The sequence below is a fragment of the Pseudomonas sp. PARCl1 genome (genome assembly GCF_947311875.1).
GTDB classification, from domain to species: Bacteria; Pseudomonadota; Gammaproteobacteria; order Pseudomonadales; family Pseudomonadaceae; genus Aquipseudomonas; species Aquipseudomonas juntendi.
This window is the reverse complement of the sequence record NZ_CAMZMX010000004.1, coordinates 140,135-161,043: the sequence shown is the minus strand read 5'-3', so window position 1 is coordinate 161,043 and position 20,909 is coordinate 140,135. Positions and strand designations below refer to the sequence as shown.

Below are 20,909 nucleotides of genomic sequence, written 5' to 3'. Positions count from 1 at the left end.
GTCAGTGTCCTGCGCTGTAGATGGCACCCGGGTCCTTGAGGACCGGGTCGACGATGTTCCACTGGCCGTCTTCGTAGACGCGATAGAAACAGCTTTCACGGCCGGTATGGCAGGCAATATGGCCCAGTTGCTCGACCATCAGGATGATGACGTCGGCGTCGCAGTCCAGGCGCAGCTCATGCAGCTTCTGCACATGCCCGGACTCTTCGCCCTTGCGCCACAGCTTGCCACGCGAGCGCGACCAGTAGATGGCGCGTTGCTCGGCGGCCGTGAGCGCCAGCGATTCGCGGTTCATCCAGGCCATCATCAGCACCCGTCCGGTCTTGTGGTCCTGGGCGATCGCTGGCACCAGGCCATCGCTGTTCCACTTGATCTCGTCCAGCCAGTCTTTCATCGTCGACTCCAAAGCGAGCCCGCTTCTGTACCGGGCCATTTGCGCTAGTGTGCCAGCCACAGGCGCGGCTGGCTATTGGCGCACGATCAGGTAAAGGCCGGCGGCCAGCATCAGCCAGGCTGGCCAGGCTGCAGGCGCGGCCAGGCTGGCGGCCTCGGCAGCACCCGCGGCCAGTACCGCGCCCCCGCCCAGCAGGCCGGCACCCAGCAGGCGCAGCGCCCAGCGGTCGCCCTTGCGGCGCTCTGGCAGTTGCGGGTCATGCAAATGCGGTTGCGACAGGCGTTCGAGCAGGTCGCGGGTCATACCGGCCAGGTGCGGCAACTGCTCGACATGGCTGTGCAGGTTGCCGAACATGGCCTTGGGGCTGTAGCGCTCGCGCATCCAGCGTTCCAGGTAGGGCTTGGCGGTGCTCCACAGGTCCAGGTCAGGGTACAGCTGGCGGCCTAGGCCTTCGATGTTGAGCAAGGTTTTTTGCAGCAGCACCAACTGCGGCTGCACTTCCATGTTGAAGCGCCGTGCGGTCTGGAACAGGCGCATCAGCACCTGGCCGAAGGAAATTTCCTTTAACGGTTTTTCGAAGATCGGTTCGCACACGGTGCGGATCGCGGCTTCGAATTCGTTGACCTTGGTATGCGCCGGGACCCAGCCCGAATCGATGTGCAGCTCGGCCACACGCCGGTAGTCGCGCTTGAAGAAGGCAAACAGGTTGCGCGCCAGGTAGTCCTGGTCTTCGGCGGTGAGGCTGCCGACGATCCCGCAGTCGATGGCGATGTACTGCGGGCTCCACGGTTTGACCGTGCTGACGAAGATGTTGCCCGGGTGCATGTCGGCATGGAAGAAGCTGTCGCGGAACACCTGGGTGAAGAACACCTCCACACCCCGTTCGGCCAGCAGCTTCATGTCGGTGCGCTGGTCGGCCAGGGTAGCCATGTCGGTCACGGGCACGCCATAGATGCGCTCCATGACCAGCACCTTGGGGCGGCACAGGTCCCAGTACACCTGGGGCACGTACATCAGCTCGGACCCTTCGAAGTTACGCCGCAGCTGGCTGGCATTGGCCGCTTCGCGCAACAGGTCAAGCTCGTCGTAGATGGTTTTTTCGTAGTCGCCGACGATGTCCACCGGGTGCAGGCGGCGGGCATCGGCCGAGGCGCGCTCGGCGGCCTTGGCAATCAGGAACAGCCAGGCCAGGTCCTGGGCGATGACCGGCTTGAGGCCGGGGCGTACCACCTTGACCACCACCTCTTCGCCCGTTTTCAGGCGCGCGGCATGCACCTGGGCGACCGAGGCCGAGGCCAGCGGCTCGACGTCGAAGCGGCTGAACAGCTCGCCCACCTTGGCACCCAGTTGCGCTTCGATCAACGCCACGGCGTGTTTCGGGTCGAATGGCGGCACGCGGTCCTGCAGCAGCATCAGCTCGTCGGCGATGTCGGGGGGCAGCAGGTCGCGGCGGGTGGACAGCAACTGGCCGAACTTGATGAAGATCGGCCCCAGGTCCTGCAGCGCCAGGCGCAGACGTGCGCCACGGTTGAGCTCGGACGGCTTGCGTGGCAGCCAGCGCCACGGCATCAGCAGGCGCAGGCTGGCCAGCCACCAGGGCAGCAGGGGTTGATCGAACAGCAGGTCATCCAGGCGGTAGCGGATGACCACACGCTGAATGCGGAAAAGGCGGCGGACGGCGAGCAGCTTCATGCGTTATCGCTGGAATCAAGGGATCGGGAAAGGCGCTTGAGGCGCGCCTCAAGGCGTTCGGTGTCGAGTTTCAGGGCATCGAGTTCGCTGAAGGCAGCCTCGGCTTCGCGCTTGCCGACCAGCGTGCGCGACTCTTCGGCCAGGTACTCGGACAAATTCTGGCTGAAGCGCGCCAGGCCCTGGCGGGTCCAGCGTGCGCGCAGGCGGATGTGGCCGGCCAGCATGGCCGTGGCCACCGGGCCGAGCCAGCGTTGCAACTCGTGCTCCCAGTCCAGTTCCAGGTCCTGCAGCACACCGAACAGGTCGAGCAGCACGGCGCTGTCGCCGTGCAGCTCGACCTGCGGGCTGTGCAACACGCCAGTCTTGTCCTTGGTCACGGCCAGTTGCACCAGGCTGCCGGCCGGGGCGCGCAGGCTGCAGTCGACCTCGCCTTCCCAGTGGGCGGCGAGCATCAGGCCCTCTTCATCGGGCAGGATGAACACCTGCAAGGCCGGTTGGCGGCAGTCTATCTCGATGACCTTGCCCGCCAGCGCGCCCAGCCGCGGCAGGGCCGTGCTGTCCATGCGCAGGACGCGGTTCAGGCCCTGTTCGACACTGGCGAGCAGCCCGGCCAGCAGCATCAGGGCTTGATTCCCCGGTGCACGGCAACAATGCCGCTGGTCATGTTGTGGTAGGTGACGCGGTCGAAGCCGGCCTCGACCATCATGCTTTTCAGGGTTTCCTGGTCGGGGTGCATGCGGATCGACTCGGCGAGGTAACGGTAGCTTTCGGAGTCGTTGGTGATCAGCTTGCCGGCCAGGGGCATGAAGGCGAACGAGTAGGCATCGTAGGCCTTGGACATGAGCTTGTTGGTCGGCTTGGAGAACTCCAGGATCAGCAAGCGGCCACCGGGCTTGAGTACACGCAGCATCGAACGGATGGCTGCATCCTTGTGGGTGACGTTGCGCAGGCCGAAGGCGATGGTCACGCAATCGAAGTGGTTGTCCGGGAACGGCAGCTTTTCCGCGTCGGCCTGCACGAATTCGATGTTGCCGGCCACGCCGCGGTCCAGCAGGCGGTCACGGCCAACCTTGAGCATCGAGTCGTTGATGTCGGCCAGTACCACTTGCCCGGTCGGGCCGACCAGGCGCGAAAACTTGGCGGCAAGGTCGCCGGTACCACCGGCGATGTCCAGCACGCGGTTGCCGCTGCGCACACCCGAGAGCTCGATGGTGAAGCGCTTCCACAGGCGGTGCATGCCGCCGGAGAGCACGTCGTTCATCAGGTCGTACTTGGCAGCTACCGAATGGAATACCTCGGCAACTTTCTTGGCTTTCTGGCTTTCAGGGACGTCCTGGTAGCCGAAATGGGTGGTGGGTTCGGCGTGGTCGCCTTTGCGCTGGTCGTTCATATCGCTTCACCGGAAAAAATTACCGCCATTCTAGGGCGAACGGGCGGATTTGTCTTGGCAGGGTGTGCCTGTGGCCGGGGGCGGGCATAATGCCGATTATGTCTACATCTTCAGGAACACCTGCATGACCCAGATCAGCGTCGAACGCAAACACTCCCTCGGCCGTGACGCCGCCCGTGCCAAGGCCCAGGCGCTGGTCGACAAGCTCAGCCGCGAGTACGACCTCCAGGCCACCTGGAACGGTGACCGGGTCGATGTGGCGCGCAGCGGCGCCAAGGGTAGCGTGCAGATCGGCGAAGACAGCATCCGCGTGGAGCTGAAACTGGGCATGATGCTGTCGATGATGAGCGGCACCATCAAGGGCGAGATCGAGCGGGCCCTGGACAAGGCACTGGCCTGACGCCCGCTTTATTCAGCTGGCGGGGAACGGGATCAGGTCTTCGATCTGGTCCAGGCGCAGGTCACCCCGGTACACCTGGCAACGCTCCGCCGAAGCCTGTGCCCGTTGCAAGCGCTCGTCGCGGCCCATGGCCTCCGGAAACTTCAAATGGCCTTTGGCAAAGCGCCGGGCATTGGCGGTGGCGGTGGTGTAGTGGAAGTGCGCCTCCCAGAGCTTCTGCCTGGGCTGCAGGCGATATCTGCCTGGGCTGCAGGCGATAGATGTCGTACACATCCAGAAAGTCATTGGGCTTGAGCTGTTTGCGCGCCCTGTGGGTCAGTGGTTGCTCGGGTACTGCATCCTGGCGATCGGTCGCGGCCGCCAGGTTGGCCATGTCATCCTCGCCCAGGCTTATCAGTATATTGAGCTCAACGATGTAGGCCTCGAGTTGGCTGCTGTCCACCGCAGGCATGTTGCGTGAAAGCAGGTACTGGGCATTGCTCAGGGCCAGCTTGTATTCGCGAAGGGCGCTCTCCAGGGGCGCCTTCTGTTGTTCGGGCGTCAGGCCGGCGGCAGCCAGGCTGTCGTGGCTCAGCAGTGCTTCGTGAAAATGCTTGCCGCGCAGGGTTTGCTGGGCGAGCAGGGTACTTTCGAAATCGTCTGCGCTGAGCCGGTCCCTGCGGACGACGAGTTGATGCAGGTCACTGATGATCTGGGCCCTGTGGTAGATAAAGCAGTGCGCCGATCTTAGGGTGAAGATTCTAATTCCTGCCTCTACCTTATGCTCAAGCCCACCCTCCATGGGCGGTTCCTCCTCCACTCATGAGCATGAGGTACAGAGCATGGCCAAAGTGAATGTGAAGAAAAAGGCGGACGCGCCGGGCACGCTGGGTGAGGTGCGGGGTTACGCACGCAAGATCTGGCTGGCGGGCATCGGCGCCTATGCGCGTGTCGGCCACGAAGGCGCCGACTATTTCCAGGCGCTGGTCAAGGCCGGCGAAGGTGTCGAGAAGCGGGGCAAGAAGCGCATTGATAAAGAGCTGGACGCCGCCAACCAGCAGATCGATGACGCCGCCCAGGAAGTGAGCCGCGTACGTGGCAAGGTTGAAATTCAACTCGACAAGATCGAAAAAGCTTTCGACGCACGGGTAGGGCGCGCCTTGAATCGCCTTGGCATACCGTCTAAACATGACGTTGAGGCGCTGTCGATCAAGCTTGAACAGCTGCACGAGCTGCTTGAGCGCGTCGCGCACAAACCATAAGGAGAGCAGGATGGCTGGCAAGAAGAATACCGACAAAGCAGGCAGCTCCTGGGTCGGCGGGATCGAAAAGTACTCCCGCAAGATCTGGCTGGCGGGGCTGGGTATCTATTCGAAGATCGACCAGGACGGCCCCAAGCTTTTCGACTCGCTGGTGAAAGATGGCGAGAAGGCCGAAAAGCAGGCCAAGAAGAGCGCCGAAGATGTGGCCGAAAGCGCCAAGTCTTCGACCACTTCGCGGGTGTCCGGCGTGAAGGACCGGGCGCTGGGCAAGTGGAGCGAACTCGAAGAGGCTTTCGATAAACGTCTGAACAGCGCCATCTCGCGCCTGGGTGTACCGAGCCGCAACGAAATCAAGGCCCTGCACCAGCAGGTAGACAGCCTGACCAAGCAGATCGAGAAGCTGACCGGTGCCTCGGTGGCGCCGGTTTCGTCGCGAGGGGCCGCAGCCAAGCCGGCAGCCAGCAAGGCGGCAGCCAAGCCACTGGCCAAGGCGGCAGCGGCCAAACCCGCAGCCAAAACCGCTGCGGCGAAACCTGCAGCCAAGGCGGCCGCGGCAAAACCTGCGACCAAGCCTGCGGCTGCCAAACCTGCAAGCAAGGCGGCAGCAGCGAAACCCGCCGCCAAGCCTGCGGCAAAGCCGGCAGCAGCCAAACCGGCAGCAGCCAGGAAGCCTGCAGCGAAGAAAGCACCGGCCAAGCCGGCGGCCAGCGCTGCACCTGCCGCAACCGATGCCCCGGCCCCGGCTGCAGCCCCGGCCAGCAACACGCCGTCGGCGGCCAACGGGACCGGTACCCTGATCTGATACCGCAACGCCCTCTTCGCGGGTGGCCCCGCGCCTACAGGTTCAGCGCAACCCTGCAGGCGCGGGTTCACCCGCGAATGCGTTGGCGGCGGCAGCACAGCCCCTGCAGGGCTAGTCCTCCAGATACTTCATCGCCAACTGCTCGGCTGCCCCCCGGGCCTGAGCCTGCAGGTGCGGCGCCACCAGCATCATCACCTGGTACACCACGATCCCCACATCCCCTTCGCGCCCCAGCACCCGCTGGTAATCCAGCGAGAACAGCAGCGTCAGGGTGATCTGTTCCACCAGTTGCCCCAAGGCCTGGGTGTCACTCTGTACCAGGCCCTGGCCCTTGAGGCTGGCCAGCAGTGCCGCCAGCGTGCGCTTCAGGGCGTTGATCAGGCTGCGCATGCCGCGGGCCAGCTTGGGCAGGCGCCCGGTCAGGTTCGACAGGTCCTGGAACAGAAACCGGTACTGCGCCATGTGCTCGACGATCAGGTGCAGGAACAGCCAGTAGTCCTCGGCATCCAGGCGCACTTCCAGCGGCGGGTCCAGCAGCGGCATCAGCGCTTCCTCGAAGCGCTCGAACAACCCCAGTACCAGGGGCTCCTTGCCGTGGAAGTGGTAGTAGAGGTTGCCCGGGCTGATACCCAGCTCGTTGGCAATCTCCAGGGTCGATACGTTCGGCTCGCCCTGCTGGTTGAACAGCTGCAGGGCGCACTCAAGGATACGATCGCGGGTTTTCATCCGGTCGGTCTGCTCATCGGGTCAGCACATAGGTGCCGGGCGCAGGGGCCAGGGGCGGGTGGGTGGCGTTGCCCAGGTCGTTGCGTGGCGCCTTGAGCGGACCGGAGCGCTGGGTGATCCACGCCAGCCACAACGGCCACCAGCTACCCTCGCTGCGCGTAGCCTCGTGGAACCATGCGCGCGGGTCACTGCTCAGGCTGGGGTTGGTCAGGTAATAGGCCTTGGGGTTGCCTGGCGGGTTGATGATGCTCTGGATATGCCCGCTGTTGGCCAGCACGAAGCGGCGCTCACCGCCCAGCAGCAAGGCCGACCGGTACACCGCGTCCCAGGGGGTGATGTGGTCGTTGCTGCCGGCGACGGTAAAACTGTCCACGCTGACCTGTTGCAGGTCGATTGGCGTGCCGCAGACCTCCAGCCCGGCCGGGTAGGTCAACGGGTTGAGCTTGAAGAAATCCAGCAGGTCGCCATGCAATGCGGCAGGCAGGCGCGTGCTGTCGGCGTTCCAGTAGAGAATGTCGAACGCAGGCGGTGTCTTGCCGAGCAGGTAGTTGTTGACCCAGTAGTTCCAGATCAGGTCGTTGGGGCGCATCCAGGCAAACACCCGCGCCACTTCGGCGCCGTCCAGCACGCCGCGCTGGTGAGAGCGGCGTTTGGCTGCCTGCAGGGTCTGCTCGTCGGCGAACAGGCTGGCCGGGCTGTCGAACTTGCTGTCCAGCAGGCTGACCAGGTAGGTGGCACTGCGCACCCGGCGCAACTGGTTCCTGGCTTGCAGGTGGCCTTGCAAGGCGGCCATGGTCAGGCCGCCGGCGCAAGCGCCCATGAGGTTGGGGTCGCGGTTGCCGCTGATGCGGCGGCAGGCATCCAGGGCTTCTTCCAGCGCCTGCACGTAGCTGGACAGGCCCCATTCACGATGGCGCGGGTCTGGGTTGCGCCAGCTGACCATGAACACTTGCAAGTTGTTCTTGAGCATGTACTGGACGAAGCTGTTGTTCGTGCTCAGGTCGAAGATATAGAACTTGTTGATCTGCGGCGGCACCACCAACAGCGGGCGGCTGTGCTGTTTTTCACTCATCGGCCGGTACTGGATCAGCTCCAGCAGCTCGTTGCGAAATACCACGGCCCCAGGGGTGGCGGCCAGGTTGCGGCCCACGTCGAAGGCCCGCTCATCGACCTGGCGCGGCAGGCCATCGTTGTGGCGCAGGTCTTCGAGCAGGTGGGCCAGGCCGCGCACCAGGCTCTGGCCACCGGTGTTGAACAGTTCCTTCACGGCCAGCGGGTTGAGCAGCGAGTTGCTGGGGGCCAGCGCATCGTTGAGCAGGTTGAACAGAACGTGGGCGCGGGCCCGGTCATCGTCATGCAGCTGGCTTTCGTCGATCCACTGGCGGGTCTGCTGCTGCCAGGCCAGGTAGGCTTGCAGGCCTCGGCGGTAGAACGGGTTCAGGCTCCATGCAGGGTCGCTGAACCGGTTGTCACGCGGGTTGGGTTGAAGCGGTGAATCGCCCAGCATCACCCGCCCCAGTTGCCCGCCAAGGGCCAGCAGGTGATGGGCGGTATGCAACGGGTGGCGCAGGCCGTGGCGGCCGACATTGCGTAGCGTGGCCAGCAGGTCGCGGCCGCGCAGGCCGAGCATGGCATGCTGCACGGTCATTCTGCCGGCAGGGACCGTTTGCGATCCTTTGGCCGGTTTGTCTGTCATGGCAACACTCCCTTGTCTGACCCATTGCGCGTTATAGCCCCTTTCGCGGTGCTGGCGCTTACCCTCCCGAGGCCGGGCGCGGGTGCATCACGGCGCGCTGACGTTCTTGCTGCAGGAACTTCATGATGATTGGCGCGACAGCCTCGGCTCGGGTAATCAGGAACAAATGGCCGTCGTCGATAATATGTAGCTCGGCGTTGGGAATCCGCCAGGCCAGCAGGCGCATGTTAACCAGCGGGATCAGCGGGTCGTCGTCGCCCGCCAGCACCAGGGTCGGCTGCTGGATCTTGTGCAGCCAGTGAATGCTGGTCCAGCCCAGGCCGGCGAACAGCTGCCAGTAGTAGCCCATCTTGCCGCCGGAGCGCACCTTGGCTGCGTGGTGCATGGCCAGCTCTGGGTCCCGGCGAAAACCGCCACCGTAGATCAGCGGGGCAATGCGCAAGACATGCGATGACTGCACATAGCGCCTGGGGCTGGCCATCATCCACAGCACCTTGGGCTTGCCGGGTACCATCACGGCACCGGCGGCAGTGGCGGCGAGTATCAGCTTCCTGCAGCGTTCGGGGTAGTCGTGGGCGAACTGCTGGGCCAGGGCGCCGCCCCAGGACACCCCAATCACATTGACCTGGCCGTAATCGAGGTAATCGAGCATCCGTGCCGTCAGCTTGGCCAGCCCGGGGAAGCGATACGGGTGGCGCGGGGTGGACGAGCCGCCGACACCGGGAACGTCGAAAGCGATCACTTCCAGGTCCGGGTCCAGTGCTTCGATGAACGGGAATACCAGCTCCAGGTTGGCGCCGATGCCATTGAAGATCAGCAGCGGCGTCAAGTGCGGCTTGCCGGGGCGGACGGCGGTGCGGATGGACTGGTTGTCCAGCTCGACGGTCCGGAAGATATACGGTTGCGTCATGCGCGTGACTCTTGGGTGAAATGAACACCGTGGCGCCCTGAGGGCCGCCACGGCGCTGCCACTCAACGCTCGTGAACGTAGGTGCCTGGGGCCGCCTCGCCCGCAGCATAGGCACGGTTGCCCAGGCGGGTCGGCGCTTTTTTCAGTTCGCCTGCGCGCTCGGCCAGCCAGCCTTGCCAGTGCAGCCACCAGGAGTCGGCATGCTTGGTGGCATTTTCCTGCCAGGCCAGCGGATCACCCGGGCGGTCGTCACCGGTCATGAAGCGTGCCTTGGGGTTGCCCGGTGGGTTGAGGATGCTCTGGATATGCCCGCTGTTGGACAGCACGAACTCGATCTTGCCCCCGAACAGGTGGGCCGAGCGGTAGCACGACTGCCACGGGGTAATGTGGTCAGCGGTACCCGCCACGCTGAAAATGTCGCACTGCACGTTTTTCAGATCGATGGGGGTGCCGCACACTTCCAGGGCGTTGGGACGCGTCAGCGGGTTGGTCTTGAACATTTCGATCAGGTCGCCATGTAAGGCGGCGGGCAGGCGCGTGGTGTCGTTGTTCCAGAACAGGATGTCGAACACCGGCGGCTCGTTGCCGAGCAGGTAGTTGTTCACCCAGTAGTTCCAGATCAGGTCGTTGGGGCGCATCCAGGCGAACACCTTGGCCATCTCGCTGCCTTCCAGCACACCGGCCTGGTAGGAGTGGCGCTTGGCGGCTTCCAGGGTCTGCTCGTCGACGAACAGCGCCACCTGGGTATCCATCGTGGTGTCCAGCACGCTGACCAGCAGGGTCAGGGCATTGACCTTGTGCTCGCCGAGGGCTGCGTAGTGCCCTACCAGTGCCGTGCAGGTGATGCCGCCAGAGCAGGCACCGAGCATGTTCAGGTCCTTGCTGCCGGTAATCGCCAATACGGCGTCGACGGCTTCCTTGAGTGCGTCGATGTAGGTGGACAAGCCCCATTCACGCTGGGCCTTGGTCGGGTTGCGCCAGCTGATGATGAAGGTTTGCTGCTGCGAGCGCAGGCAAAAACGAGCCAGGCTCTTTTCCGGGCTCAGGTCGAATACGTAGAACTTGTTGATCTGCGGCGGCACCACCAGCAGTGGCCGGGCGTGCACCTGTTCGGTGATCGGGCTGTACTGGATCAGTTCCAGCACATCATTGCGGTACACCACCGCGCCTTCGCTGGTGCCCAGGTTCTTGCCCACCTCGAAGGCGTCCATGTTCACCTGGCTAGGCATGCCGCCGTTGTTGACCATGTCCTTGGCCAGGTTGGACAAGCCGTCGAGCAGGCTCTTGCCACCGGTCTCGAAGAAGCGCTTGACCGCCGCCGGGTTGGACAAAGTGTTGGTCGGCGCCATGGCTTCGGTCATCAGGTTGATGACGAACTGGCCGCGGCTGATGTCCTGAGGTGACAGGTCACTGCTGCCGATCCAGTCCTGCAGTTCGTTGCGCCAGGCCAGATACGTCTGCAGGTAGCGGCGGTACAGTGGGTTGCTGCTCCAGGCCGGGTCGTTGAAGCGTCGGTCGTCGCTTTCCGGGGCCAGGCTGGACTTGCCCAGCAGGACGTTTTTCAGTTCCAGGCCAAAATGGGCCACGTGCTTTGCGCTGTGCAGCGGTTGGCGCACGGCCTGACGCAATACGGTGCGTGCCGAACTCAGCAGGTCTTTGCGGCGAATGCCGATGATCGGGTTCAGCCCCAGGGTGTTTTCCGAGGCCTGCCGCTGCAGCTCATCGTTGTTCTTGTTACTCATCTACGACGCTCCGTTGTCCTGAGACGAGTACCGGTTGCTGTGACGGGGGCACAGCCCTGAGCCCGGTACTGCTACTCGGGTGACCAGTGATAAGGAACAGCGGTGCTGCGGGGTTCTGAATACCTGCAGCGTGATGCAGGGAACTTGCCACTCACATTGGTTACCCGACTTTCATGTAATGCGCAAGACAGCCCGTCACTGGGCCGTCTGCCAATCATTCAAACAGATGAAACTAGAAAATGCGCTCTAAACCTTGCAGCCCTTGCGCTAGAGCATGAATTTGACGACCGACTCCGCCGGGTCGCGGGACTTGCCGGCCTTGTGCAGCTCGTCGAGGTATTCGGCCCACAGCTCGTTTTGGCGCAGGCACAGCTGTTCCAGGTATTCCCAGGTGAACAGGCCGCTGTCATGGCCGTCGTCGAAGGTCAGTTTCAGTGCATATTGGCCGGCTGGCTCGATGCCGCTGAGGCCGACGTTGAGCTTGCCGAATTGCAGAATGGGGTTGCCGTGGCCCTGGACCTCGGCGGAGGGGGAGTGCACGCGCAGGAACTCGGCGGGCAGGGTGTAGACCTCACCGGGCGCATAGGTAAGGCTGAGGGTTTTCGAGGCTTTGTGCAGGTTGATGGCGGTGGGCATGCGGGCCATGGGCTGAATCTCTTCTTGGCGACAAGACTCAAGCTTCAAGCTTCGAGCCTCAAGCTGCAAGAGGAGATGGCCAAGACATGTAACGGCCATGTTTTGCGGTGCTGCAAGCGACGCCTAACAGCTCGTCGCTTGCAGCTTGCCGCTTACAGGATGTAACGCGACAGGTCTTCGTTCTGCGCCAGCTCACCCAGGTGGCTGTTCACATAGGCCGCGTCGATCTGGATCGGCGTTTCGTCATGGGCGCTGGCCAGGTCACCGGCACTGAACGACACCTCTTCAAGCAGGCGCTCCAGCAGGGTATGCAGGCGACGGGCACCGATGTTCTCGGTTTTCTCGTTGACCTGATAGGCAATTTCGGCCAGGCGCTTGATGCCGTCGGCGACGAACTCGATGTTCAGGCCTTCGGTTTTCAGCAGCGCCTGGTACTGCTCGGTCAGCGAAGCGTGCGGCTCGCGCAAAATACGCTCGAAGTCTTCCGGGGTCAGTGCCTTGAGCTCTACACGGATCGGCAGGCGGCCTTGCAGCTCGGGTACCAGGTCGCTGGGCTTGCTCAGGTGGAACGCGCCCGAGGCAATGAACAGGATGTGGTCGGTCTTGACCATACCCAGCTTGGTGTTGACGGTGCAGCCTTCGATCAGCGGCAGCAGGTCGCGCTGCACGCCTTCACGGGACACATCGGCACCGCCGACATTGCCGCGCTTGGCGACCTTGTCGATTTCGTCGATGAACACGATACCGTGCTGCTCGACCGCCTCCAGGGCCTTGGCCTTGAGCTCTTCCTCGTTGACCAGGCGGCCCGCTTCTTCATCGCGGACCATCTTCAGCGCTTCTTTGACCTTCAGCTTGCGCGCCTTGCGCTTGCCCTTGCCCATGTTGGCGAACAGGCTTTGCAGCTGGTTGGTCATTTCTTCCATGCCGGGCGGCGCGGCAATTTCGACACCTACGGCATCGGCGACTTCGATCTCGATTTCCTTGTCATCCAGCTGGCCTTCGCGCAGGCGCTTGCGGAACAGCTGGCGGGTGTTGGAGTCGCTACTGGTCTGCGCGGCTTCCTCGTTGAAGCTGGTCACCCGCGCCTGCGGCAGCAGGGCATCGAGAATACGGTCTTCGGCGGCGTCTTCGGCGCGGTGGCGCACACGGATGATCTCCTGCTCGCGCAGCATCTTCAGTGCGGCATCGGCCAGGTCGCGGATGATCGACTCGACGTCACGGCCGACGTAGCCGACTTCGGTGAACTTGGTGGCTTCGACCTTGAGGAACGGGGCGTTGGCCAGCTTGGCCAGGCGGCGGGCGATTTCGGTCTTGCCGACACCGGTCGGGCCGATCATCAGGATGTTCTTCGGCGTCACTTCGGCGCGCAGCTCAGCCGGCAGCTGCATCCGCCGCCAGCGGTTGCGCAGGGCAATGGCCACGGCGCGCTTGGCGTCGTCCTGGCCGATGATGTGGCGGTTGAGTTCGTGGACGATCTCGCGGGGGGTCATGGACATGATCAATTGGGTCCTTGGGCAGATGAGTCAGCGTGGAAAAGCCCCATCACCGGGATGGGGCGCCAGAACAGCTGAGTCAGTCGGCCAGGTCCTGCTCCTCGATGGTCAGGTTATGGTTGGTGAACACGCAGATGTCGCCGGCGATGTTCAGGGCGGTCTCGGCGATTTCACGGGCCGAGAGGTCGGTCTTGTTCAGCAGTGCGCGGGCGGCAGCCTGGGCGTAGGCACCACCGGAACCCATGGCGATCAAGCCATCTTCGGGTTCGACCACGTCGCCGTTGCCGGTGATGATCAGCGAGGCATCCTTGTTGGCCACGGCCAGCATGGCTTCCAGGCGGCTCAGGGAACGGTCGGTACGCCATTCCTTGGCCAGCTCGACGGCGGCACGGATCAGGTGGCCCTGGTGTTTCTCCAGCTGCCCTTCAAAGCGCTCGAACAGGGTGAATGCGTCGGCGGTGGCACCGGCGAAGCCGGCGATGACCTGGCCGTGGTACAGGCGGCGCACTTTCTTGGCGTTGCCTTTCATTACCGTGTTGCCGAGGGATACCTGGCCGTCGCCGCCCATGACGACTTTGCCGTTACGGCGGACAGAAACGATGGTGGTCAAGGGGAGAGTCTCCACGCAGCGGGGCGAAAGTGCCTGATGCAGACTCATATGGGGGTGGGGGGGAGAGTTTCAAGCTTCAAGCTACAAGCGACAAGAAAAAGCAGATCGGTGGGTGGCTTGCTTCTTCTTCAAGCTGCAAGCTGCAAGCTGCAAGCTGCAAGCTGCAAGCTGCAAGCTGCAAGCTGCAAGCTGCAAGCTACAAGCTACAAGCGGCAAGAAAAAGCAGATCCGTGGGAGGCTTGCTTCTTCTTGCGACTTTCGACTTTCGACTTTCGACTTTCGACTTTCGACTTTCGACTTTCGACTTTCGACTTGCAGCTTGCAGCTTGCAGCTAGCCCTTAGGCCTCGTGGCAAACGTGCCCATCGACCAAGGTATAACGCACTGCACCCGGCAGGCAGTGGCCGATGAACGGGCAGTTCTCACCCCGCGACAGCCATTGCTCGCCGGCAACGGTCGAGGCTTGCGGGTCGAACAGCACCAGGTCGGCCGCGCCGCCTGCTTTCAACTCACCCGCAGGCAGGCGCAGGGCGGCAGCCGGGCCGCTGCTCAGGCGGGCGAGCAGGGTGGGCAGGTCGAGCAGGCCGTCCTGCACCAGGGTCATGGCCAGCGGCAGCAGCAACTCGACGCTGCTGATACCCGGTTCGGTAGCACCGAAAGGGGCCAGCTTGGCATCGCGTTCGTGCGGCTGGTGGTGGCTGGAAATCGCCTGGATCACGCCAGACTTGACCGCTTCACGCAGGCCGTCACGGTCAGCAGCAGTACGCAGCGGTGGCTGCACGTGGTACAGGCTGGAGAACTCGCGCAGCGACTCGTCGGTGAGAATCAGCTGGTACAGCGCCACGTCAGCGGTTACCGGCAGGCCAAGTGCCTGGGCCTGGGCGATCAGCCGCGCGCCACGGGCGCTGGTGATCTGGCTGAAGTGCGCGCGCACGCCACTCTGCTCGACCAGCAGCAGGTTGCGCGCCAAGGCCACGGTTTCGGCGCTTTCCGGAATGCCCGGCAAGCCAAGGAAGCTGGCCATGGCGCCTTCATGGGCCAGGCCGCCCTGGGCCAGGTCGCGGTCCTGGGAATGGAACACCACGGTCAGGTCGAAGGTGGCGGCATACTCCAGGGCGCGGGCCAAGGTACGGTTGTTGGGGATTTCCTTCAGGCCGTTGCCGAATGCCACGCAGCCGGTGTCACGCAGGGCCACCAGCTCCGCCAGTTGCTCGCCTTCCAGGCCCTTGGTCAGGGCGCCGATCGGGTAGACCTTGCTGTTGGCCGCTTCGCGGGCACGGTCGAGAATCAGCTCGGCCACGGCCGAGGTGTCCAGCACCGGCTTGGTTTGCGGTGGGCAGCACAGGCTGGTCACGCCGCCGGCCACGGCTGCGCGGGTTTCGCTGGCGATGTTGCCTTTGCGGCTAAAGCCCGGTTCGCGCAGGGACACGCCAAGGTCGACCAGGCCAGGCGCGGCAACCAGGCCTTGCGCCTGGATCGTGCGGCTGGCGCTGAAACCGGCCGGGGCGGCGCCGATGGCAGCAATGCGGCCACCGTCCAGGTGCAGGTCGGTGACCTGGTCTAGGCCGCTGTTGGGGTCGATGACCCGGGCGCCAAGAATGCTGATGGTCACTGGGCGTTCTCCTGGTCGAATTGACGTTGCGCGTTTTGCCCGCTCATGGCCATGGACAGCACTGCCATGCGTACAGCGATGCCGTAGGTAACCTGGTTGAGGATCACCGAATGCTTGCCGTCGGCCACCGCCGACTCAATCTCCACGCCCCGGTTGATCGGGCCTGGGTGCATGACGATGGCATCCGGCTTGGCCCCGGCCAGGCGGGCGGTGGTCAGGCCGAACAGGCGGTAGAACTCGCCTTCGCTGGGCAGCAGGCCACCGGCCATGCGCTCACGCTGCAGGCGCAGCATGATCACCACGTCGACATCCTTCAGGCCCTCGGCGAGGTCGGTGTAGACCTTCACGCCGTACTGCTCGATACCGACCGGGATCAGGGTTTTCGGCCCGATCACGCGAATGTCCGGGCAACCCAGGGCCTTGAGCGCCAGCATGTCGGAGCGGGCTACCCGCGAGTGCAGGATATCGCCGACGATCGCTACCGACAGGTTCTCGAAGCTGCCCTTGTGGCGACGGATGGTCAGCATGTCGAGCATGCCCTGGGTCGGGTGCGCATGGCGGCCGTCACCACCGTTGATCACGGCAACGTGCGGGCACACGTGCTCGGCGATGAAATGCGCAGCCCCCGAGTCGGAGTGGCGCACGACGAACATGTCGGCGGCCATGGCTTCGAGGTTGCGCAGGGTGTCGAACAAGGTCTCGCCCTTGCTGGTCGAGGACGTCGACACATTCAGGCTGATCACGTCGGCAGACAGGCGCTGGGCTGCCAGCTCGAAGGTGGTGCGGGTACGGGTCGAGTTCTCGAAGAACACGTTGCACACGGTCTTGCCGCGCAGCAAAGGGACTTTTTTCACGGCCCGGGCACCGACTTCCAGGAAGGAGTCGGCGGTGTCGAGGATCTCGGTGAGCAGTTCGCGGGGCAAACCGTCAAGCGAGAGGAAGTGGCGCAGCTGGCCCTGGTCATTGAGCTGCAGCGGGCGCTTGGCGTCGATTGGCGTCATCGCGGGGGACTCTTAAAGGGCGGAAGCGGGGGCGAGGTCCTGGCGCTCGAGGGCGAGCGGTGCGGGTCCGGTCAATTTTACCCGTTCATCGGGGGCCAGCGACAGGGTGGTGCCGACCACATTCGGGCGGATTGGCAGTTCGCCGGCATCCAGGTCCACCAGGCAGACCAGGGTGACGCTGGCCGGGCGGCCATAATCGAACAGTTCGTTGAGCGCCGCGCGGATGGTGCGGCCGCTCATCAGCACGTCATCCACCAACACCAGGTGCTGACCTTCGACTTCGAACGGCAGCTCGGACGGGCGTACCTGCGGGTGCAGGCCATTCTGGCTGAAGTCATCGCGGTAGAACGAGACGTCCAGGGTACCCATGGCACTCTCGTCGCCCATGGCCTCCTGCAGGGCCTGGGCAACCCAGACACCACCTGTACGAATACCGATGTAACGCGGCCCGCTGATGCTGCGGCGGGCCAGGTGGGCGCGAAGGTCGACAGCCATCTGCCGGACCAGCTCGGCGGGGTTGGGTAGGCTCATTGCGGGCTCCTCGGAAGGGTGCGCCGGGCGTGGCCGGCGGCAAAGATGATCAGGTATTGGCCTCCAGCCAGCCTTGCAGCAACAGGGCCGCGGCGATGGCATCGACCGGGTTGTCGCGGTAGCTGCCGCGCTGGCCGCCACGGGCCATGCGCTCGCCTTTGGCCTCGAAAGTGGTCAGGCGCTCGTCGTGGGTGTGCACGGGCAGGTTGAAGCGGCCATTGAGGCGGCGGGCAAATTTTTCGGCGCGGGCGCTCATTTCGCTGGGCGTGCCGTCCATGTTCAATGGCAGGCCGACGACGATGGCGTCCGGCTTCCATTCGGCAATCAGCTTTTCCACCTGGGCCCAGTCCGGCACGCCGTTCTGCGCCTTCAGCGTGCACAGCTCACGGGCCTGGCCGGTGATGACCTGGCCGACGGCCACACCGATCTGTTTGCTGCCATAGTCGAAACCCAGCAGCAGGCGTAGTTCGGTCATCAGGCGTGGCCCGCCTGGCTGGTCAGCAGGTGCAGGTTGATGCCCAGGCTGGCGGCGGCGGCCTCCAGGCGCAGGTCACTGGCCATTTCAAAGATGATTTGCGGGTCGAACGGGCAGTTGAGCCAGGCATTTTCGGCCAGCTCCGCTTCCAGCTGGCCGGCTTCCCAGCCGGCATAGCCGAGCGTGATCAGGCTTTGCTTGGGGCCGACCCCGGCGGCAATGGCCAGCAGGATGTCCTGCGACGTGCTCAGCGTCAGCCCTTCCAGCGCCACGCTCGCCTGGAAGCTGCACTCGCTGCTGTGCAGCACGAAGCCACGGTCGGTCTGCACCGGGCCGCCCTGGTAGATCGGCACTTGCAAAGTGCTGTCCGGCGGCGTTTCGTCCGGGCGCAATTGCTCGAGAATATCGGCCAGGCTCAGTTCCTGCGGCCGATTCACCACCAGGCCCATGGCACCATGGGCGTTGTGCTCGACAATGTACGTGAGGGTCTGGGCGAAGTTCGGATCGGCCATGTGCGGCATGGCGATCAGGAACTGATGCTTGAGGTAGCTCGGGGCGAGGGTTTTCATGGGGGATAGTGTGGCGCCAGGTGGCGGGGCTGACAAGGTCCGCTTTGTGTCGTTTGGTTGGTCAGTGTCTTGAGGGTTTTGTTGGTTGTGAGATCGAGCGCCGCCCGCGCGGCGCATCGCGAGCTGCGCTCGCTCCTACGTTTGTTTCGGGCCAATAAATCCTGTGCCCATCGCGCGCGACCGTCTTGGCGCATGGCTCACTATCGAAGGGTACAGACAAGGCGGTCGCGCGCCGCCATCACAGGCATGACTGGCCCGAAACAAACGTAGGAGCGAGCGCAGCTCGCGATGCGCCGCGCGGGCGGCGCTCGATATCCGCGCCACCGCATATCGCAAGCCCTAAACCCAAGGCATAACTCAGTTACTGGACAAACGGTCCCCACGGGCAAAGCGCCAGGTGCGGATGATCTCCAGGCGGTCGAATTCGGCCAGGTCCCCGGTAAACGGTGCGAACGGCGCCGCCAGCCGCACGATACGCTGCGCTGCCTGGTCCAGCACCGGCTGGCCGGACGACTCCAGTACCAGCACTTCGTACAGCGAGCCGTCGCGGTTGATCGAGACCATCATGCGCAGGTTGCCGTAGATCTGCTGCCGGCGCGCCTCGTCGGGGTAGTTGAGGTTGCCCACCCGCTCGACTTTCTTGCGCCACTCTTCCTTGTACCAGGCGCCCTTGTCGCGCATGGTCGAGGCAGCGTTCAGGCGGTGGATGCGCGGGCGCTTGGCGTACAGTTGCTGTTCGTTGGACAGCTCTGCCTCCAGGCTGGCGATCTGGCTGGACAGCTGCGAGCTGTCGAAGTCCGGGGCGGGCGCGGCTGGCTTGGGTTGCGCCTTGCTGGGCTTGGGCTTGGGCTCGACCTTGTGCGCCTTGGGCGCGGTGGTCACCACCGCCGACTTCTGCGGGGTTGGTGGCGGCACTACTTCCGGCTTGGCTGCCGGCGGGGGGGTGATCTTGTTGATCTTGCTGTCCTGGAACGGCGCCACTTCGGTGGTCTTGGGCACCGCCTTCTTGTCCAGGGTGCCGCTGCCTTGCTGGTTGTCCTGGGCCTGAAAATCAGCTTTCTCCGGCGGTTTTTCGCTTTTGAAGGTGGCCAGGGTAATGTCCATGGTATGGCGGATTTCGGCAGGCTTGACCACGGTGAAACCGACGCCGAGGATCAGCGCCAGGTGCACCAGCGCAGCCAGGAACAGCGTGAAACCGAGCCGGTCCACTGGGCGAACGCGTGGGGGCAGCAGGTCGGAAGGGATATCAGCGGGCAGCGTCATCGGGTATCCAGCAACCGCAGGGCGGGGCAGCAGGCCAGGCAAATGGGACCCGCATCATACCCCACTCCGGGTAAATGCCGTGCGTCGGCGGTCAGCGCGCCTGCAACTGGCGATCAATGGCATCCATCAGCTTGCCGCCGATATCGGTGTTGTAGGCGTTGTCGATTTCGCGAATGCAGGTCGGGCTGGTGACGTTGATCTCGGTGAGGTAATCGCCGATCACGTCGAGGCCCACGAACAACAGGCCTTTCTCGCGCAGGGTTGGCCCCACCTGGGCGGCAATCCAGCGGTCCCGGTCGCTCAGCGGGCGCGCCTCGCCGCGGCCACCGGCAGCCAGGTTGCCACGGGTTTCGCCGCTGGCCGGAATGCGCGCCAGGCAGTAGTCGATCGGCTCGCCGTCGATCATCAGGATGCGCTTGTCGCCGTCCTTGATCGCCGGCAGGTAGGCCTGTGCCATGATCTGCTGGGCACCCAGCGCGGTCAGGGTTTCGAGGATCACCGACAGGTTCGGGTCGCCCACCCGATGGCGGAAGATCGACGTGCCGCCCATGCCATCCAGCGGTTTGAGGATCACGTCACCATGCTTGGCGGCAAACTCGCGGATGATGTCCGGGCGGCGGCTGACCAGCGTCGGTGGCGTGCACTGCGGGAACAGCGTGGCGAACAGTTTTTCGTTGCAGTCACGCAGGCTTTGCGGGCGGTTGACCACCAGCACGCCATCGTTCTCGGCTTGCTCCAGCAGGTAGGTGCTGTAGACGAACTCCATGTCGAACGGCGGGTCCTTGCGCATCAGGATCACGTCCAGCTCGGCCAGGGTGCTGTCCTGTTCTTCGCCCAGCTCGAACCAGCGGGCCGGGTCGGCGAAAACGTTCAGCGGGCGCATGCGTGCACGGGCTTTGCCTTCGCCCTGGTACAGGTCGCGCTGCTCCATGTAGAACAGGCTCCAGCCGCGTGCCTGGGCGGCCAGCAGCATGGCCAGCGAGCTGTCCTTTTTGTAGGAGATGGACGCGATCGGGTCCATGACAATGCCGAGGCGAACGCTCATGGGGTGGTTCCTCTTGGCGGCGCGTTGCCGCGATGGGTCGGAAGAAAAGTGGCTCAGGGTGGCGCTGTGAACGCCGCTGGTCAAGGGGCGGCGCAGATGGAACGGCCACCCGGAGTGTGTTAAAAATGCAGCTGCAAGCCCTTGGCTCCAAGCCTCAAGAGCAAAGCAGCCGCGTGCCGGCTGGGCTTTTGTTGTACCTTGCCGCTTGCAACTTGCAGCTCAATTCCTACGGGTAGGCGTCTATGGAACAACCCCTGAAGGTGATGGTGATCGACGACTCGCGCACGATCCGCCGCACTGCGCAGATGTTGCTCGGTGAAGCCGGCTGCGAGGTGATCACCGCCAGCGATGGCTTCGATGCCCTGGCCAAGATCGTCGATCACCGCCCCGGCATCATCTTCGTCGACGTGTTGATGCCGCGCCTGGACGGCTACCAGACCTGCGCCATCATCAAGCACAACAGCGCCTTCAAGGACACCCCGGTGATCCTGTTGTCGTCGCGCGACGGGCTGTTCGACAAGGCCCGCGGCCGGGTAGTCGGCTCTGATCAGTTTCTGACCAAGCCGTTCAGCAAGGAAGAACTGCTCGACGCAATCCGTGCCCATGTGCCCGGGTTTGCGGCACCTGAACCACAAGCACCCTGACCGCGCCCCGCCATGGCACGGTTCTACTTTCCTGATGG

Annotated in this window: 23 protein-coding genes; 4 read left to right on the top strand and 19 right to left on the bottom strand. The window is 64.0% G+C overall.

The window, feature by feature from the left end; all coding sequences use genetic code 11:
- Nucleotide 1: 1 nt before the first annotated feature.
- The 4 genes from hisI to ubiE form a co-directional block, all read right to left on the bottom strand.
- Nucleotides 2-394, bottom strand: coding sequence for a phosphoribosyl-AMP cyclohydrolase (hisI, locus tag QME24_RS04065; protein ID WP_054905294.1), 393 nt, complete (start codon nucleotides 392-394; stop codon nucleotides 2-4).
- Nucleotides 395-466: 72 nt separating this feature from the next.
- Nucleotides 467-2,086, bottom strand: coding sequence for a ubiquinone biosynthesis regulatory protein kinase UbiB (gene ubiB / locus QME24_RS04060; protein ID WP_280091711.1), 1,620 nt, complete (start codon nucleotides 2,084-2,086; stop codon nucleotides 467-469).
- Nucleotides 2,083-2,706: an SCP2 sterol-binding domain-containing protein gene (locus QME24_RS04055; RefSeq protein WP_054905292.1), complete on the bottom strand. Its 624-nt coding sequence runs from the start codon at nucleotides 2,704-2,706 to the stop codon at nucleotides 2,083-2,085. Before QME24_RS04055 ends, ubiB begins: the two co-directional genes overlap by 4 nt.
- Nucleotides 2,706-3,476 carry a bifunctional demethylmenaquinone methyltransferase/2-methoxy-6-polyprenyl-1,4-benzoquinol methylase UbiE gene (gene ubiE / locus QME24_RS04050; protein WP_009682367.1) on the bottom strand — a complete coding sequence of 257 codons (771 nt, stop codon included), beginning with the start codon at nucleotides 3,474-3,476 and terminating at the stop codon, nucleotides 2,706-2,708. The genes QME24_RS04055 and ubiE overlap by 1 nt, the downstream gene beginning before the upstream one ends.
- Nucleotides 3,477-3,600: 124 nt before the next feature.
- Here ubiE and QME24_RS04045 point away from each other — a divergent pair, with 124 nt between their 5' ends.
- On the top strand, nucleotides 3,601-3,876 hold the full coding sequence (locus tag QME24_RS04045; protein ID WP_009682366.1) for a polyhydroxyalkanoic acid system family protein: 276 nt from the start codon (nucleotides 3,601-3,603) through the stop codon (nucleotides 3,874-3,876).
- Nucleotides 3,877-3,937: 61 nt separating this feature from the next.
- Here QME24_RS04045 and QME24_RS04040 read toward each other — a convergent pair whose 3' ends face one another.
- Entirely contained in the window at nucleotides 3,938-4,657 is a 720-nt protein-coding gene (locus tag QME24_RS04040) for a hypothetical protein (protein WP_232892238.1), read from the bottom strand.
- 40 nt (nucleotides 4,658-4,697) lie between these two features.
- On the opposite strand from QME24_RS04040, the gene QME24_RS04035 reads away from it, so the two are divergent.
- Nucleotides 4,698-5,117, top strand: coding sequence for a phasin family protein (locus tag QME24_RS04035; RefSeq protein ID WP_009682364.1), 420 nt, complete (start codon nucleotides 4,698-4,700; stop codon nucleotides 5,115-5,117).
- Nucleotides 5,118-5,127: 10 nt separating this feature from the next.
- Nucleotides 5,128-5,919 carry a phasin family protein gene (locus tag QME24_RS04030; protein WP_232892239.1) on the top strand — a complete coding sequence of 264 codons (792 nt, stop codon included), beginning with the start codon at nucleotides 5,128-5,130 and terminating at the stop codon, nucleotides 5,917-5,919.
- 111 nt (nucleotides 5,920-6,030) lie between these two features.
- On the opposite strand, the gene QME24_RS04025 is transcribed toward QME24_RS04030, so the two are convergent.
- The 14 genes from QME24_RS04025 to gshB form a co-directional block, all read right to left on the bottom strand.
- Nucleotides 6,031-6,645, bottom strand: a complete 615-nt coding sequence (locus QME24_RS04025) for a TetR/AcrR family transcriptional regulator (protein WP_029886365.1) — start codon at nucleotides 6,643-6,645, stop codon at nucleotides 6,031-6,033.
- Nucleotides 6,646-6,658: 13 nt separating this feature from the next.
- Nucleotides 6,659-8,341 (bottom strand): class II poly(R)-hydroxyalkanoic acid synthase, encoded by a 1,683-nt coding sequence (phaC, locus tag QME24_RS04020; protein ID WP_054905289.1) that lies wholly within the window; start codon nucleotides 8,339-8,341, stop codon nucleotides 6,659-6,661.
- Nucleotides 8,342-8,399: 58 nt separating this feature from the next.
- Nucleotides 8,400-9,251 (bottom strand): poly(3-hydroxyalkanoate) depolymerase, encoded by an 852-nt coding sequence (gene phaZ, locus QME24_RS04015; protein ID WP_280091712.1) that lies wholly within the window; start codon nucleotides 9,249-9,251, stop codon nucleotides 8,400-8,402.
- A gap of 62 nt (nucleotides 9,252-9,313) precedes the next feature.
- A complete protein-coding gene (phaC, locus tag QME24_RS04010; RefSeq protein WP_280091713.1) occupies nucleotides 9,314-10,993 on the bottom strand; it encodes a class II poly(R)-hydroxyalkanoic acid synthase in 1,680 nt (559 codons plus the stop codon).
- 267 nt (nucleotides 10,994-11,260) lie between these two features.
- Nucleotides 11,261-11,638 (bottom strand): DUF971 domain-containing protein, encoded by a 378-nt coding sequence (locus QME24_RS04005; RefSeq protein ID WP_029886361.1) that lies wholly within the window; start codon nucleotides 11,636-11,638, stop codon nucleotides 11,261-11,263.
- 143 nt (nucleotides 11,639-11,781) lie between these two features.
- Complete coding sequence (gene hslU, locus QME24_RS04000; RefSeq protein WP_009682354.1) at nucleotides 11,782-13,125, bottom strand: ATP-dependent protease ATPase subunit HslU; 1,344 nt, start codon at nucleotides 13,123-13,125, stop codon at nucleotides 11,782-11,784.
- A gap of 76 nt (nucleotides 13,126-13,201) precedes the next feature.
- Nucleotides 13,202-13,732, bottom strand: coding sequence for an ATP-dependent protease subunit HslV (hslV, locus tag QME24_RS03995; RefSeq protein WP_009682353.1), 531 nt, complete (start codon nucleotides 13,730-13,732; stop codon nucleotides 13,202-13,204).
- A gap of 339 nt (nucleotides 13,733-14,071) precedes the next feature.
- Complete coding sequence (locus QME24_RS03990) at nucleotides 14,072-15,343, bottom strand: dihydroorotase (protein WP_029887681.1); 1,272 nt, start codon at nucleotides 15,341-15,343, stop codon at nucleotides 14,072-14,074.
- Nucleotides 15,340-16,344 carry an aspartate carbamoyltransferase catalytic subunit gene (locus tag QME24_RS03985; protein ID WP_009684474.1) on the bottom strand — a complete coding sequence of 335 codons (1,005 nt, stop codon included), beginning with the start codon at nucleotides 16,342-16,344 and terminating at the stop codon, nucleotides 15,340-15,342. Before QME24_RS03985 ends, QME24_RS03990 begins: the two co-directional genes overlap by 4 nt.
- A gap of 12 nt (nucleotides 16,345-16,356) precedes the next feature.
- Nucleotides 16,357-16,875, bottom strand: coding sequence for a bifunctional pyr operon transcriptional regulator/uracil phosphoribosyltransferase PyrR (pyrR, locus tag QME24_RS03980; RefSeq protein WP_054905287.1), 519 nt, complete (start codon nucleotides 16,873-16,875; stop codon nucleotides 16,357-16,359).
- A gap of 49 nt (nucleotides 16,876-16,924) precedes the next feature.
- Nucleotides 16,925-17,350, bottom strand: coding sequence for a Holliday junction resolvase RuvX (gene ruvX / locus QME24_RS03975; RefSeq protein ID WP_054905286.1), 426 nt, complete (start codon nucleotides 17,348-17,350; stop codon nucleotides 16,925-16,927).
- Complete coding sequence (locus QME24_RS03970; RefSeq protein ID WP_054905285.1) at nucleotides 17,350-17,919, bottom strand: YqgE/AlgH family protein; 570 nt, start codon at nucleotides 17,917-17,919, stop codon at nucleotides 17,350-17,352. The genes ruvX and QME24_RS03970 overlap by 1 nt, the downstream gene beginning before the upstream one ends.
- Nucleotides 17,920-18,276: 357 nt before the next feature.
- On the bottom strand, nucleotides 18,277-19,182 hold the full coding sequence (locus QME24_RS03965; RefSeq protein ID WP_054904979.1) for an energy transducer TonB: 906 nt from the start codon (nucleotides 19,180-19,182) through the stop codon (nucleotides 18,277-18,279).
- A gap of 91 nt (nucleotides 19,183-19,273) precedes the next feature.
- Nucleotides 19,274-20,227, bottom strand: a complete 954-nt coding sequence (gene gshB / locus QME24_RS03960; protein ID WP_280091499.1) for a glutathione synthase — start codon at nucleotides 20,225-20,227, stop codon at nucleotides 19,274-19,276.
- Nucleotides 20,228-20,469: 242 nt separating this feature from the next.
- Here gshB and QME24_RS03955 point away from each other — a divergent pair, with 242 nt between their 5' ends.
- Nucleotides 20,470-20,871 carry a response regulator gene (locus tag QME24_RS03955; protein WP_009682818.1) on the top strand — a complete coding sequence of 134 codons (402 nt, stop codon included), beginning with the start codon at nucleotides 20,470-20,472 and terminating at the stop codon, nucleotides 20,869-20,871.
- Nucleotides 20,872-20,909 lie beyond the last annotated feature (38 nt).